At 72.9% G+C, this 14,036-nt stretch carries 12 protein-coding genes; 2 read left to right on the top strand and 10 right to left on the bottom strand.

Translation table 11 applies throughout. From position 1 onward, the window contains the following. Positions 1–66: 66 nt before the first annotated feature. The 5 genes from EAO73_RS16065 to EAO73_RS16045 all read right to left on the bottom strand — a co-directional run bounded on the left by EAO73_RS16065 (position 67) and on the right by EAO73_RS16045 (position 7,080). On the bottom strand, positions 67–1,185 hold the full coding sequence (locus EAO73_RS16065; RefSeq protein WP_147972238.1) for an acyl-CoA dehydrogenase family protein: 1,119 nt from the start codon (positions 1,183–1,185) through the stop codon (positions 67–69). Then, entirely contained in the window at positions 1,182–2,369 is a 1,188-nt protein-coding gene (locus EAO73_RS16060) for an acyl-CoA dehydrogenase family protein (RefSeq protein ID WP_147972237.1), read from the bottom strand. Before EAO73_RS16060 ends, EAO73_RS16065 begins: the two co-directional genes overlap by 4 nt. Continuing rightward, positions 2,366–3,334, bottom strand: coding sequence for an NADPH:quinone oxidoreductase family protein (locus EAO73_RS16055; RefSeq protein ID WP_147972236.1), 969 nt, complete (start codon positions 3,332–3,334; stop codon positions 2,366–2,368). Before EAO73_RS16055 ends, EAO73_RS16060 begins: the two co-directional genes overlap by 4 nt. A gap of 176 nt (positions 3,335–3,510) precedes the next feature. Next, complete coding sequence (locus EAO73_RS16050; protein ID WP_147972235.1) at positions 3,511–6,174, bottom strand: beta-N-acetylglucosaminidase domain-containing protein; 2,664 nt, start codon at positions 6,172–6,174, stop codon at positions 3,511–3,513. Between the two features lie 174 nt (positions 6,175–6,348). Beyond that, positions 6,349–7,080 carry a PIG-L deacetylase family protein gene (locus EAO73_RS16045; protein ID WP_147972234.1) on the bottom strand — a complete coding sequence of 244 codons (732 nt, stop codon included), beginning with the start codon at positions 7,078–7,080 and terminating at the stop codon, positions 6,349–6,351. A 136-nt stretch (positions 7,081–7,216) separates the two neighbouring features. On the opposite strand from EAO73_RS16045, the gene EAO73_RS16040 reads away from it, so the two are divergent. Continuing rightward, on the top strand, positions 7,217–7,789 hold the full coding sequence (locus tag EAO73_RS16040) for a rhodanese-like domain-containing protein (protein ID WP_147972233.1): 573 nt from the start codon (positions 7,217–7,219) through the stop codon (positions 7,787–7,789). Positions 7,790–7,860: 71 nt separating this feature from the next. On the opposite strand, the gene EAO73_RS16035 is transcribed toward EAO73_RS16040, so the two are convergent. Further along, on the bottom strand, positions 7,861–9,156 hold the full coding sequence (locus tag EAO73_RS16035; protein ID WP_147972232.1) for an alpha/beta fold hydrolase: 1,296 nt from the start codon (positions 9,154–9,156) through the stop codon (positions 7,861–7,863). A 106-nt stretch (positions 9,157–9,262) separates the two neighbouring features. Here EAO73_RS16035 and EAO73_RS16030 point away from each other — a divergent pair, with 106 nt between their 5' ends. Further along, positions 9,263–10,426 (top strand): ABC transporter ATP-binding protein, encoded by a 1,164-nt coding sequence (locus tag EAO73_RS16030; RefSeq protein ID WP_147972231.1) that lies wholly within the window; start codon positions 9,263–9,265, stop codon positions 10,424–10,426. Between the two features lie 26 nt (positions 10,427–10,452). Here the strand turns inward: EAO73_RS16030 and EAO73_RS16025 are convergent, their stop codons facing one another. The 4 genes from EAO73_RS16025 to EAO73_RS16010 form a co-directional block, all read right to left on the bottom strand. Then, the gene (locus tag EAO73_RS16025) at positions 10,453–11,601 is read right to left on the bottom strand and encodes a serine hydrolase domain-containing protein (protein WP_147972230.1); all 1,149 of its coding nucleotides are present in this window, start codon (positions 11,599–11,601) and stop codon (positions 10,453–10,455) included. An 86-nt stretch (positions 11,602–11,687) separates the two neighbouring features. After that, on the bottom strand, positions 11,688–12,659 hold the full coding sequence (locus EAO73_RS16020; protein ID WP_147972229.1) for an ABC transporter substrate-binding protein: 972 nt from the start codon (positions 12,657–12,659) through the stop codon (positions 11,688–11,690). Further along, complete coding sequence (locus EAO73_RS16015) at positions 12,656–13,339, bottom strand: ABC transporter permease (RefSeq protein ID WP_147972228.1); 684 nt, start codon at positions 13,337–13,339, stop codon at positions 12,656–12,658. Before EAO73_RS16015 ends, EAO73_RS16020 begins: the two co-directional genes overlap by 4 nt. Beyond that, positions 13,336–14,013 (bottom strand): ABC transporter permease, encoded by a 678-nt coding sequence (locus tag EAO73_RS16010; RefSeq protein ID WP_147972227.1) that lies wholly within the window; start codon positions 14,011–14,013, stop codon positions 13,336–13,338. Before EAO73_RS16010 ends, EAO73_RS16015 begins: the two co-directional genes overlap by 4 nt. Positions 14,014–14,036 lie beyond the last annotated feature (23 nt).

Genomic DNA, 14,036 nt, shown 5'->3' with positions numbered 1-14,036 from the left:
TGTGCGGCGCTCACGTGGCAGGGGGTGGGGGTGCCTGTTCGTTGCCCCACCCCCTGCGCCGAAACCTCAGGGGGCCGGCAACTCCATCAGCGCTGCGACGGTTTCGCGGTGCCGTCCCGCCGTGCCGTACGCGGTGGCGTCGGCCTTGGCCCGCTTCAGGTAGAGGTGGGCGGGGTGCTCCCACGTCATCCCGATCCCGCCGTGCAACTGCACGCACTCCTCGGCGGCGTGGACCGCGACCTTGGAGCAGTACGCCTGCGCGACGGCCACGGCCAACGGCGTGTCGGGGCTGCCGGTGGCCAGGGCGTCGGCGGCGTTTCGCGCGGCGGCCCTGGCCGAGACGACCTCCAGCCAGAGCTGCGCCATGCGGTGCTTCAGTGCCTGGAAGGAGCCGATCGGCCGGTTGAACTGGTGGCGCTCGCGGGTGTGTCGCACCGTCTCGGTGAGGCACCACTCGGCGAGTCCCAGCTGCTCGGACGCGAGCAGACCGGCGCCGGCGAGCAGCCCTCGCTCCACCGCGCGCCTCGACGTCCCGGCGTCCGCGAGACGGGTTCCTGACGCGCCGTCCAGCGTGACGGTGGCGAGCGGGCGGGTGAGGTCGAGTGCGACGAGCGGTTCGATGCCGACCCCGGGCGCGTCGGTGGCGACGGCATGGAGCCCGTCGGCGGCGGGCACCAGGAGGACGTCGGCGGCCGCCGCGTCGGCGACCGGGCCGAGCACCGCGTCCAGGGCGCCGGCGCCGGCCGGTGCACCGGCCGGCGCGGCGGAGAACGGGACGGCGAGCACCGCGACCTTGCGCCCCTCGGCAAGCCCGGCGAGGAGTTCGCCGGCCGGCCCGTCCGGTGCGCCCAGCGCCAGCAGCGTCTCGGTGGCGACGACGGAGCTGGTCAGGTACGGCGCGGGCGCCACACTGCGGCCCAGCTCCTCCAGGACGACGGCGGCCTCGCGGTGCGTGGCGCCCTGGCCGCCCAGTTCCTCGGGCACCAGGAGCCCGGTGGCGCCGATGCCGGTGGCGAGCGCCTTCCACAGCTGCGGGTCGTACGGCGTGTCGGACTCGGTGCGGGCGATCACCGACGGCGCGTCGGCCCGGTCGGACAGCAGGGAGCGGACGGCGGCGCGCAGGTCCTCCTCGGCCTCGGAGTACAGGAGATCGGGCGCCCCGCCCGCTTCGGTCTGTGCGGTCATCGGGAGAGGTCCTTCCAGGCGACGTCCTTGTCGTTGCGCGGCTCGGAGGGCAGACCGAGGACGCGTTCGGCGACGATGTTGAGCAGTACCTCGCTGGTGCCACCCTCGATGGAGTTGCCCTTGGAGCGGAGGTAGCGGTAGCCGGCGTCGCGGCCGGTGAAGTCGACGAGTTCGGGGCGCCGCATCGTCCAGTCGCTGTAGAGCAGGCCCTCGTCGCCGAGGAGTTCGACTTCGAGGCCGCTGATCTCCTGGTTGAGCCGGGCGAAGGCGAGCTTCATGCCGGAGCCCTCGGGGCCGGGCTGTCCGGCGACGAGCTGCTGGCGCAGCCGCTCACCGGTGAGGCGGGCGACCTCCGCCTCGACCCAGAGGGTCAGCAGGCGCTGGTGCAGGTCGTGGGTGCGCAGTTCGGGGCGTTCGCGCCAGGTCCGGGCGACCGGGCCGATCATGCCGCCCTCACGGGGGATGCGGGAGCCGCCGATGGAGACGCGTTCGTTCATGAGGGTGGTCTGCGCGACCTTCCAGCCCTCGCCGACGGGCCCGAGCCTGCGGCTGTCGGGGATGCGCACGCCGGTGAGGAAGACCTCGTTGAACTCGGCCTCACCGGTGATCTGGCGCAGCGGCCGGACCTCGACGCCGGGGTCGGTCATGTCGCAGATGAAGTAGCTGATGCCCCGGTGCTTGGGCACGTCGGGGTCGGTACGGGCGATGAGGATCGCCCAGCGCGCGAGGTGGGCGCTGGAGGTCCACACCTTCTGCCCGTCGACCACCCAGTCCTCGCCGTCGCGCACCGCGCGCGTACCGAGGGCGGCGAGGTCGGAGCCGGCACCGGGTTCGCTGAACAGCTGGCACCAGACCTCCTCCCCCACCCACAGGGGCCTCAGGAACCGCTGTTTCTGTTCGTCGGTGCCGAAGCCGAGGATGGTCGGAGCGGCCATGCCGAGGCCGATGCCGATGCGGCGGGGGTCGTTGTCCGGGGCGTCGGCGGCGGCGAGTTCGGCGTCGACGACGGGCTGGAGCGAGCGCGGGGCGTCCAGGCCGCCGAGCCCCACCGGGTAGTGCACCCAGGCGAGTCCGGCGTCGAAGCGGGCCTTGAGGAATTCGGTGCGGCCGGTGCTCGCCGGCGGGTGAGCGGCGAGCAGTTCACGGGTGCGGCGGCGCAGGCCGGCCGCGTCGGGTGCGGTCATCGGGCGGCTCCTGACGGGAGGACGACGATGCGGCCGGTGCTGGTGCCGTCGGCGACGCGCTGGGCGGCGGCCGCCGCCCCGTCCATCGCGACCCGCTCGCTGATGAGCGGCTTGATGACGCCCTCTGCGGAGAGCCGGGTCAGCTCCTGGTGGCAGTCCCGTACCGCCTGCGGGTCCTTGGTGTTGTACAGGCCCCAGTGGAGTCCGAGGACGGAGTAGTTCTTCACGAGGGCGTGGTTGAGGGCGGGCGCGGGAATCGTGCCCGAGGCGAAGCCGACGACCACGATCCGCCCCTCGAAGGCGATGCACTTCACGGACTTGGCGTACGCGTCGCCGCCGACCGGGTCGTAGACGACGTCGGCACCGCGGCCCCCGGTGAACTCCTTGACCGCGGCCACGATGTCCTCGGTGCGCCGGTCGATGACCAGGTCGCATCCGAGCGCGGCGGCGGTCTTCGCCTTTTCGGGTCCGCCGACGACGCCGATGACGGTGGCACCGGCGGCCTTGCCGAGCTGGACGGCGGCGCTGCCGACCCCGCCGGCGGCGGCGTGCACGAGCAGGGTCTCGCCCGCCTTCAGGTGCGCGCGGCGGTGGAGTCCGAACCAGCCGGTCTGGTAGCCGATGTGCAGCGCGGCGGCCTCCGCGTCGTCGAGGGCTTCCGGGGCCGGCAGCAGGGCGGCCTCGTCGGCGACGACGTACTGGGCGAAGCCGCCGTGCGGCAGGGCGGGGGTCGCGAGCACCCGGCGCCCGTCCTCGGTGCGCCCGCAGATCTCGACGCCGGGGGTGAACGGCAGCGGGGGCCGCACCTGGTACTGGCCCCGGCAGAGCAGCGCGTCGGGGAAGTTGATGTTCGCCGCGAGCACTTCGACGACCACCTGCCCGTCGCCGGGCACCGGCCGGTCCGTCTCCTCCAGCCGCATCACCTCGCTCGGCTCGCCGTTCCGGTGCACTCGCCATGCCTGCATGAGGGGCCTCCACAACACTGTCGGCATTACCACTGCTCCGGCGCATACTAAGCGGTCGCTTGCCTCTGTGGGAACAACCCCGGGGCGATGGTTTCGGCCGGCCCGGCAGACGCCCGTGCGCCCGGCCCCGCACGCGGAGGTCGCGGGGGCGCCGGGCGCACGGATATACGGCGGGGCTACCTGCCGACCACCACCTCGGCGACCTGCGGCGCAGCCTCCCCGGCCCGCCAGGCGAGGCGCACCGCGTCGGCGGTCCGCCCGGCCGTGTCGATGGCGGTGTAGGCGCCGCGCAGCCTGCCGACGGTGCGCCAGGTCCCGTCCGCCGTGCGCAGCTGGACGTCGGCGGTGCCCTCGGAGCCCTCGGGCCGCAGTACGGTCACCGAACCGACCGGGCGCTCGGCGATGAGGTCCACCTCCAGCGACTCGCCGTTCCCGGCCGCACGCGCTGCCCGGTACACGGTGCCCGGATCGCCGTCGGCGGCGGCACGCAGCGAGGAGCCGGTGGCGGCGGGCGGGTTCCCGGTGACCGCGCCGTCCGTGGTCGTGACCTGGAACTCGCGGACGACGACCCAGCTGTTCTGCCCGGCGGTCGCGCGGGCACGCACATAGCGGGCCTTCGTACCGGCGGGCGGGGTCGCCGTGACATCGGGCCTGCCGGAGAAGTCCGCGAGCTTCTGCCAGCTGCTGCCGTCGGCCGAGTACTCCAGGACGCCCTCGTGGAGGTAGTCGTCGGTGCTGCCCGGCTTGGCCATGGCGAGGGTGACGTCACCGATGGCCCGGGACTCGCCGAGGTCGACGGTCAGCTGATCCCCGGCGGCGGGCGCGCCGTCGCTCCAGAAGTAGGTCGAGTCGTCGCCGTCGAGCACCCGGGCGACGGTGTTGCTCTGGTACGTGCCCAGGCTCGTGGAGGCCGTGGGCCTGCCGCTCACACCGAGCAGCCGGTCGTACTCGGCGGTGGCCGCATCGACGAACCCGTCCAGCTGCCCGTCCCCGACCAGGACCGGCACCTTGCGGCCGTCGAGCCCGGTGTACGTGAACGAGGCGGCGCGCTCGACCTGCGCGGGCAGCTGCTGCCGGAGCTTCCATGCCTGGGCGCCCTTCCCCGCGCGGGCCGCCTCGACCATGCGCAGCGCGGTACGCGTCGCGGTCGCCCAGGATGCGGTGGCGTCCAGCCAGGGGCCCGAGTCCTCGATGAAGCCCCGGTCGGGGAGTGCCGCGCGCAGCCGGGCGGGGGCCGCGCCCAGCGAGGCCAGGACGGAGTCGAGCCGCCTCGCGTCCCCGGACTCCCAGTACCGGGTGAACGCGGCGGACAGCTCGGGCGCCTTGTCGGTGTTGAGCGCGGAGCTGTAGTTGACGTCGGCGAAGGCCCGCAGCGCCTTCGCGGTCCGGGCGTCGCCGCCCGCGTACTCCTCGATGCCCTTGCCCCAGGAGGCGCGCGGGTCGTAGGCGGCGTCGTTCCAGGCGTAATCCGCGACGGTGTAGAGGGAGAGCTTGGAAGCGTACGACTGGATCATCGGATTGGCGGTGATCCCGGCGAGGCGACCGGGGAGGCCCTTCTCGCGGCCGTTGAACGGGCCGAGGAGGAGGCGGTCGGTGGCGTAGTCGTTGACCGGGTAGTTGTCCCAGGTCAGGATCGGGTGGCCGAACACCTTCCGCGCGGCGTCCGCCTGAGCGACCGTCATGGTGGGGGCGACGACACCGACGCCGGTCCACTCGACGAGCACATTCGGGTCGAGCTGTTCGGACAGGGCCGTCTTGTACGCCGACGAGCTGACGTTGTAGTACTCGGTGGGCACCATCTGGAGCGGCTGGGCGCCGGGGTGGGTGGCGATGAACTCCTGGTTGACCCGGTTGAGCAGATGGGCCTGGGCGGCGCCCGCCGCACCGCCGCCGGTCCCCCACTTCGCCTTGTCGGCGTCGCAGTTCCAGTCGGTGTAGCTGATGTCGTCGAGGGGGACCGCGAACGTGCGCACGCCGATGTCCCACATCGTCCGGAACTTCTCGATGAGCGCCTTCACGTCCGCGTCGGAGCTGTAGCACACCGACAGGCCGGGCGAGAGCGCGTACGTGAACTCGACGTGCCGCAGTGCCGCCCGGTCGGCCAGGTCCTTGATCTGCGCCAGCCGGTCGGCGGGGTACGGGTCGCGCCATTTGGCGCGGAGGTAGTCGTCGTCCTTGGGCGAGTACACGTAGATGTTCATCTTGTGCTCGCCGTAGTAGTCGAGCTGGTCGAGGCGGGCCTCGTGCGACCACGGGGTGCCGTAGAACCCCTCGATGACCCCGCGCAGCGCGGTGCCGGGCCAGTCGCGCACGGCGAGTCCGGCGACCTTGCCGCCGGGCTGCCCACGGTGCGGCAGGGCCTGACGGAGGGTCTGGGCCGCGTAGTAGGTGCCGGTGGTGTCCTTGCCGGCGAGGACGATGCGGCCGGCGCCGATCCCGAGGACGTAGCCCTCGGCGGGCAGTGCGGCGGGCCCTTCGAGCTTCTGGGCGTCCAGGGCGGCACTGTCACCGGCGTACACGGTGAGTCTGCCGGGTGCGGGCCGGTCCGCGCGGACGACGTGGCGGGCGCCGGCCTTGCGCAGGGCCGTCTCCACCACGTCGAGCGTGGGTCCGTCGGCGGTCTCTCCGGCGACGAGGGTGACGGTGGGGGTGATGGTCACCCGGTCCGGGCGGTTCTCGACCGACTGCGGGGTCGGGGTGATGGCGGGGGTGTCCTGGGCCTTGGCAGGTGCGGGCGGGGCACCTGCCGCCTCGGCGGACGGTCCGGCGGCGAGCATGCCGCCGGCGAGCAAGGTCGCCGCGGCGGTGAGTGCGGTGATGCGGGGCGGGCGAGGCGTCACAGATCCTCCATTGGTCACTCAAGTCACCAGAGTCGCGCAACACAACGAGACTGAATTCAACATCCTGGCGCTTGCATGTCAATGGTCTGGACAACATCAATGCGCGGACCTGCGGTTATGTCGCCAGAAACCGCAGTTATGCATCACTCAGGGGCGGCCACCACCCCCGCACGGCTATCGGGCGAAGAGTTCGAACGGAACGGCCGGACGCCCGCCGAAGCGGTCCGCGGCCGCCTCCGCGTTGCCGGTGAGGAAGGAGCGGCAGTACGTCTCGGGGTCCTCGTCCGTGAGGACTTCGATGTACGTGCGGTGGGCCAGGAGGGACCGCACGGACCGTTCGAGTCCGGCGGTCGCGTCCACCGCGTGCGTGGGCGTGGACGAGCCCGCCACAGCCACCCAGCGCACCCCGTCCCACGGTTCGAGGCCCTGCTCCTTCAGCTCCGGGAAGATCCAGCGGTTGCCCGCGTCGGCCGCCGCGTCGAGGGTGGCGCGGCCGACCGCGCGATGGTCGGGCGTGTTCCAGGCGACCCCGCCCCAGGTGTCCCGGTGGTTGAGCGTGATCACCAGCTCGGGCCGGTGCCGGCGGATGGCCGCCGCGATGTCGCGGCGCAGCGGGATGCCGTACTCGATCACCCCGTCACGATGGTCCAGGAACTCGACGCGGGAGACGCCGACGGCCTCCGCGCTCGCGCGCTGTTCCCGCTCGCGCAGCGGCCCGCACGCCTCCGGTTCCAGCGTGTCGATGCCGGCCTCGCCCCGGGTGGCGAGCAGATACGTGACGTCGCGTCCGCCGTCGGTCCACCCGGCCACCGCTGCCGCGCAGCCGTACTCCAGATCGTCGGGGTGGGCGACGACGGCGAGCGCGCGCCGCCAGTCCTCGGGCATGGGCTTCAGCTGCTCGGTCATGTTCGCAGGCTAACGGGCAAGGCGGTGGGGAGACCCGTGACACGACGGGCCTTCATACCCAGGGGGGTATCCTGGGCCGTCCGGGGCAGGAGAGCCGAGACCCGCCCCGTACCGGTGAACGAAAGGACCACACCTCGTGACCAGCCCCGTAATCCTCTCCCCCGCCCAGGCCGCCGCCCGGCTCGCGGAGTTCACCGTGATCGACGTGCGGGGACCCGGCGAGTACGCCGCAGGACATGTGCCGGGGGCGCTGAACATACCGCTCGACCGCCTCGACGACGCGCTGCCCGCCCTGAAGTCCGCGTCGGCACGCGGCGCGCTGCTCATGGTCTGCGCCTCGGGCGTCCGCTCGACGCGCGCCTGCGACATCCTCTCGGCGGCCGACATCGACGCGGCGACGCTGAGCGGCGGCACCTCGGCCTGGGAGAGCGCGGGCCACAGCCTGGAGCGCCCGGAGGGTGCGCGGGCCGTCTGGCCCATGGAGCGCCAGGTCCGACTGGCGGCGGGGTCGCTCGTCGCGGCCGGGGTGCTCGCGGGCGTCCGGTTCCCCGCGGCGCGCTGGGTGTCGGCCGGTGTGGGCGCCGGTCTCGTCTTCTCCGCCGTCACCAACACCTGCGGCATGGCGGCCGTCCTGTCGAAGCTCCCGCACAACCGTACGCCGCACTCGGCGGCGGACCTGGACGCGACGCTGGAAACGCTCCAGGCCTGAGCGACAGCACGCCTGGGACGGCACGACGCGCGGGGCCGGCCGCTGATCCGCAGCCGGCCCCGGGCGCTGTGTCACACCTCGTCGCGGACCAGCGCGAGCAGCCGGTCCAGGACGCGCGGTCCCCCGGCGCGCAGCCCGTCGTGCTCGAACTCGTCGGTCACCCAGGTGCGCAGGCCGCGGATCGCGGACGCGGTGCGCAGGGCGTGGGCGGTGTCCACGTACATGTCGTCGTGGTAGACGGCGGCGGCCACCGGCACCTCGTTGGCGGCCAGGCGCTCGGGGTCGTACAGCGGCTCCCAGTCGGTGCGGTCCGCGAGGAGCGCGGCCGTCTCGCGCAGCGGGCGCAGGGCGGGGTCCACCTCGAAGTGCCAGGGGTGGATCGTCTCGCCCGTGAACAGGACCGGGCCCTCGCCCGCCAGCGCCGTCGCGGCGTCGAACTGCGGGAACTCCGCGCGGACCCGCTCGGCCGCCCAGGAGGTGGCGCGCCTGCCCTGGCCGTAGATGGCCTCGTGCAGGAGGGCGTACAGGGGGTGACCGGCGAAGGAGGTCGCGGTGCGCACGGCCTCCTGGAAGGTGTCGGAGAGCTCGGTGCCGTGCGGGGTGCGGACGAAGGCGTTCTCCAGGAGGTAGTGCAGCTGGTGGCTGCCGCTGCCGCCGCCGAGCAGGATGCCGAGGGACTGGAAACTCTCGGGTGTCAGCCGGTGCCCGGCACTCTCGGGACGGTGCTCCGCGAGGTGAGCGGTGATCTCCCGGACACGTTCCACGTCCTGCGGGTAGCGGGCGTAGTGCGCGGCGACCTTGCGCTCGATCCTGGGGTACGCGGCCCGGTAGACGTCGTCCGCGTGGGCGTCCAGGGAGGGCAGCCCGCCGGTGATCAGGACGGTGCTCAGGCCCTCGGGCGCGGCCGAGAGGTAGCGCACGGCACAGAAGCCGCCGAAGGACTGGCCGAGGACCGTCCAGGGAGCTCCGCCGGTCAGCTGCGGGCGGATGAACTCGCAGTCGCGCACGATGCTGTCCGCACGGAAGTGCGCGAGGTAGCCGGCCTGCTCGCGCGGCCCGCCGCGCAGCGGCAGGGTCTGGCGGTTGGCCGGGGTGGACAGGCCGGTGCCGCGCTGGTCGAGCAGGAGCACCCGGAACTCGCGCACCGCCCGGCCGAGCCATGCCTCCGGGCCGGTGAAGCGCCGGGCACCGAATCCGGGGCCGCCCTCCAGGTAGAGCAGCCAGGGCAGCTCCTGGCCGGCCTTGGACGCGGACACGATCTCCCGGCCGAAGATCTCGATCTGCTCACCGCCGGGGTCGGCGTGGTCGAGCGGGACGGTGAAGCGGTGGTCGGTGAGGACGAGGCCGGGCTGCCGGTAGCTGTTCAAGGGTGCTCCTGGATCGGACGGTTCCCGGACAGTTCAGCACACCGGTGTGCCCCGGACGGTCGCGGCCCGTGTGCGCCCGGGGCGTCCTGCTCCTACCGTGCAGTGCATGATCCGGTTCGAGCAGGTCGGCAAGGTCTATCCGGACGGCACGACCGCGGTCGACGAGCTGTCCTTCGAGGTCGGCGAGGGGGAACTGGTTACCCTGGTGGGCCCATCGGGCTGCGGCAAGACCACCACGATGATGATGGTGAACCGGCTGATCGAACCGACCTCGGGCCGCATCCTGGTCGACGGCCGGGACATCATGAGGACCGACCCGGTGAAGCTTCGGCGCGGCATCGGCTACGTCATCCAGCAGGTGGGGCTCTTCCCGCACCGGACCGTCCTCGACAACACGGCGACCGTGCCGTCCCTGGTCGGCTGGAAGCGGTCCAGGGCCCGGGAGCGGGCGGCCGAGCTGCTCGACCTGGTGGGCCTGGACCCGTCGACGTACGGCTCCCGCTACCCCGCGCAGCTCTCCGGCGGTCAGCGTCAGCGCGTCGGCGTGGCGCGGGCGCTGGCGGCCGACCCGCCGGTGCTCCTGATGGACGAGCCGTTCGGCGCGGTGGACCCGGTGGTGCGGGAGCGGCTGCAGAACGAGTTCCTGAAGCTCCAGTCGAGGGTGAGGAAGACGGTTCTGATGGTCACCCATGACATCGAGGAGGCGGTGCGGATGGGTGACCGGATCGCGGTGTACGGCCAGGGGCGCATCGAGCAGTTCGACACACCGGGCGCGGTGCTCGGCTCACCCGCGACGCCGTACGTGGCGCAGTTCGTCGGCGCCGACCGGGGGCTCAAGCGGCTGTCGGTCACCGCGATCGAGCCGGACGATCTGGAGCAGCCACCGCAGGCACGGCTGGACGAACCGGCCGGGGTGGCGGCGGCGCGGCTGGCCGCGGCCGGTGCGCGGTGGGCGGTCGTGCTGAACGAGGAGGGCGAGCTGCACGGCTGGGTGTCGGCGGACGCGCTCCGGATCGCCGGGGACCAGGGCACCGTGGGTGAGCTGGCCCGCCGGATGGACGCGTGGGTGCCGGTCGGCGCGCCGTTGAAGCGGGCGTTCAGCGAGATGCTCCAGCACGACGCGGGGTGGATCGCGGTGCTGGACGGGGCGCGTTTCCTCGGGGTGCTGACGCCGGCGAAGCTCCATGAGGCGCTGCGGCGTTCGGTGGACGCGGACGCGCAGGGCGTGGGGCGCGACGAGGTGCGGTTCGACTCGGTGGCGGACGCCTGAGGGGAACGGCCGGCTCCGGCCGCCGGTCAGGCGTCCGCGGCGTACTGCCAGAAGTCGCGCATCGGCCGCGGCGGGGTGGGGCCGGTCAGCTCCACCTGGCTGAGCATGATCGCGGCCGTGCCGGTGGCCGGGACGATGTGCGCCGTGGTGCCGGTGCCGCCGACCCAGCCGTAGCGCCCCGGCACGTTCCACGGGGCGGTCCTGTCGATGTCCACCGAGCCTCCGAAACCCCAGCCCTGTCCCTCGGTGAACAGTCCGCTGGCCTCGCGCTGCGCGGGGGTCAGGTGGTCCGTCGTCATCTGCCGCACCGACGCGGACGTCAGGAGGCGCTTGCCGCCCGCCGTGCCCTCGTCGAGCAGCATGCGGGCGAAGGCGTACAGGTCGTCCACGGTGGAGACCAGGCCGCCGGCTCCGGACGGGAAGTCCGGCATACCGCTCCACTGCCCGGCCGGGGTGTCGATCAGCTCCAGGCCGCCGTCCGCCGTGGGCCTGTACAGCGCGGTGAAGCGGCCGAGCTTCTCCGCCGGGACCGCGAAGCCGGTGTCGCTCATGCCGAGCGGGGCGAAGATCCTTTCGGCGAAGAACTCCGGCAGCGGCTGCCCGGCGACCCGGGCGATGAGCACGCCCAGGATGTCGGAGCAGGTGTTGTACAGCCACTCCCGGCCCGGCTGGGAGAGCAGCGGGATGCGCGAGAGCGCCTCCATCCAGGCGTCCGGGGGAAGGACGCCGCTCTGCAGCGGTGAGCCCTGTTTCAGCTCACCGGACAGGAGCGCGACGGCGGGCAGCGAGAAGTCGGACGGGAATCCGTACCCGGCGCGCGACGTCATGAGATCGAGGAGGGTGATGGCGCGGGACGCCGGGACCACGTCGTCCACCGGGCTCTCCGGGGTGCGCACGACGACGGGTGCCGCCAGCTCGGGCAGCCAGGGGGCGACCGGGTCGTCCAGCGCGATCCGGCCGTCCTCGACCAGCATCATGACCGCGGCGGCCGTGACCGGTTTGGTGACCGAGGCGATCCTGAAGAGCGAGTCGCGGGCCATCGGGGTGCTGTCGTCCGTGCCCGCGCTGCCCGCTGCCGCCACGTCCACGTGCCGGCCGCGCGCCACCAGGCCCACGGCGCCGGGGACCGATCCGTCGCGGACCTGCTTCTCGAGAACTTCGCGCAAGGTGCTCATCGCTCCGCCTTCTCCGGTGGTGTCGACATACTGACTGGGGCCGCGGCGCGGACTCATCGGTCCGCACCGGGACGGGCTTCGCGGTCTCAGCCCTTCGCTTCGGGGACGAGGTGTTCGGAGCGGAGGTAGGCGCGGGCCACGTCCTCGGGGAGCCGTCGCCAGCTGTCGACCTGTTCGTTCAGCCGGGCCAGGTCCGCCGTGGTGAGGACGGTGTTCAGCTTGCCCAGCGCCTTGCGCACGCCCTCGCCGCCGGCCCGGGAGCGGTTGACGACGGGGACGAGGTAGTCGGCGTTCTGGAGGTGCTCGTCGTCGGCGAGCAGGACGAGCCCGAAGTCGTCCAGGGTCGCGTCGGTGGTGGTGGTCAGCACCATCTGGTCCCGGCCGCTCTGCACGGCCTGCTTGGCCTGGGTGGTGCCCACACCCTTGGGGTCCACCGCGGTGATGTCGATGCCGTACGTCTTCTTCAGGCCGGGTGCGCAGTACGGGCGCTGCACGCACTCGTCGCCGGCCGCGAGCCGTACGGGCAGTCCGGAGCGGCCGAGGTCGCTGAGGGTCTTCAGGTGGTGTTCGCGGGCGTAGGCGGCGGTGACGGCGAACGCGTTCTGGTCGACGGCCTTTCCGGGGTCCAGGACGGTGAGGCCGCGGGGTGCGGCGAGGGTGCGCAGGGCCTTCATCGTGGCGGCGAGGTCGGGTGAGCCGACGGGGGTCGCGTCGGCGCCGTGCTCCTTGGCGTTCAGCCAGTCGGCGAAGGTCGCCGCGTACTCCGGGACGACGTCGATCTGGCCGTTCTCCAGCGCGGGTTCGTAGATCTCCCGGTTGGTGACGGAGATGATCTTCGTGGAGTATCCGGCGCGGCCGAGCAGCAGGGCGTACATCTGGGCGAGCAGGTCGCTCTCGGTGAAGCCCGCGGAGCCGATGGTCAGGTGCTTGCTGTCGCCCGGCGGGGCGGTGACCTCGCCCTGGTTCTCCAGACTGGGCCCGGTACCGCAGGCGGTGGCCGCCAGCAGCAGGAGTACGGCGAGCGGGCGGCCGGCCCGTACGCGGGGTCCCGCCCTCACGCGGTGTCCCCCACGCGCAGTCCGAGGCGGCTGGGCGCGAGCCGCTGTGCCGTCTCGAACAGGCCCTCGACGATCAGCGCGAACGCGGCGACGAGGACCGCTCCGGCGACCACCTGCGCGGTGGAGGCGAGGTTGAACCCGGCGGTGATGATGTGGCCGAGGCCGCCGCCGCCCGCGAGGGCCGCGATGGTGGCCGTGGCCACGAGCTGGACGGCCGCGATGCGCACACCGGTGAGGATGAGGGGCAGGGCGAGCGGTACTTCGACGCGCAGGAGCAGCTGCCGGCCCGTCATCCCCATGCCCCGGGCGGCCCGGACGACGTCCTGGTCGACCTCGCGCATGCCGACGTAGGCATTGGTGAGCAGCGGGGGCACGGCGAACAGGACGAGCGCCACGATGGTCGGCCCCTCGCCCCAGCGGCCGACCGGGGTGAGCAGGAGCAGGACCAGGACGGCGAAGGTGGGCACGGCCCGTCCGACGTTGGAGATGTTGACGGCGAGCGCCCCGCCCTTGCCGATGTGGCCGAGGAACAGGGCGACGGGCAGCGCGATGAGGCAGCTGATCAGGAGGCAGACGACGGTGAGGTAGAGGTGCTGGCCGAGCCGGGTCCAGATGCCGTCCTGGCCGTGCCAGTGCGCCGAGGTCGTGAGCCAGGACCAGGCGTCCGTCAGGGTGTTCACGACCGGCTCCTGGTCCACGGGGTCAGCAGGCGTTGCAGCAGCAGGAGGAGCAGGTCGGCGGCGACGGCGATGACGACGCACAGCACGGACGCCGTGAGCACCTGGGCCTTGAAGTAGGTGTTCATCCCGGCGTAGATGAGGTTGCCGAGTCCGCCGTAGCCGACGATCGCGCCGATGGTGACCAGGGAGACCGCGGAGACGGTGGCGATGCGCAGCCCGGCCATGGCGGCGGGCAGGGCGAGCGGGAGCTCCACGGCCACGAGCAGCCGTACGGGGCCGTAGCCCATGCCCCGGGCGGCCTGCCGGGTCTCCTCGGGCACGGCACGCAGCCCGGCGAGGATGTTGCGCACGAGCAGGGTCAGCGAGTACAGGACGAGTCCGGCGACGACGAGCGAGGCGGAGAGCCCGTACACCGGCAGCAGCAGCGAGAACATGGCGAGCGACGGGATGGTGTACAGGATCGTCGTCACGCCGAGCACGGGTCCGGCCGCCCACTGCCAGCGGCGGGCGGCGAGGGCGAGCGGCAGTGCGAGGACGAGGCCGATGAGCACGGCGACCGCGGTCAGCTGCACATGCTGCAGGGCCGCGTCCCAGAGGATGTGCCGGCGGCTGCTCAGATAGGCGCCGCAGACCCACTCGTTGCGCGCGAGGCAGTCGTCGGGGGGCGCGGTCACCCGTCCATTGCAGCCCGTACGGC

Origin of the sequence: Streptomyces sp. col6, from assembly GCF_008042035.1 — a bacterium.
Lineage (GTDB): Bacteria > Actinomycetota > Actinomycetes > Streptomycetales > Streptomycetaceae > Streptomyces.
Note: the sequence above shows the minus strand (reverse complement) of the source record. Positions and strands in the feature narration are given on the sequence as shown.

Bases quoted from the DNA above. Each gene is read 5' to 3' on its own strand.
- EAO73_RS16065 (WP_147972238.1), bottom strand. From the start codon at position 1,185: ATGACCGCACAGACCGAAGCGGGCGGGGCGCCCGATCTCCTGTACTCC.
- EAO73_RS16060 (WP_147972237.1), bottom strand. From the start codon at position 2,369: ATGACCGCACCCGACGCGGCCGGCCTGCGCCGCCGCACCCGTGAACTG.
- EAO73_RS16055 (WP_147972236.1), bottom strand. From the start codon at position 3,334: ATGCAGGCATGGCGAGTGCACCGGAACGGCGAGCCGAGCGAGGTGATG.
- EAO73_RS16045 (WP_147972234.1), bottom strand. From the start codon at position 7,080: ATGACCGAGCAGCTGAAGCCCATGCCCGAGGACTGGCGGCGCGCGCTC.
- EAO73_RS16030 (WP_147972231.1), top strand. From the start codon at position 9,263: ATGATCCGGTTCGAGCAGGTCGGCAAGGTCTATCCGGACGGCACGACC.
- EAO73_RS16025 (WP_147972230.1), bottom strand. From the start codon at position 11,601: ATGAGCACCTTGCGCGAAGTTCTCGAGAAGCAGGTCCGCGACGGATCG.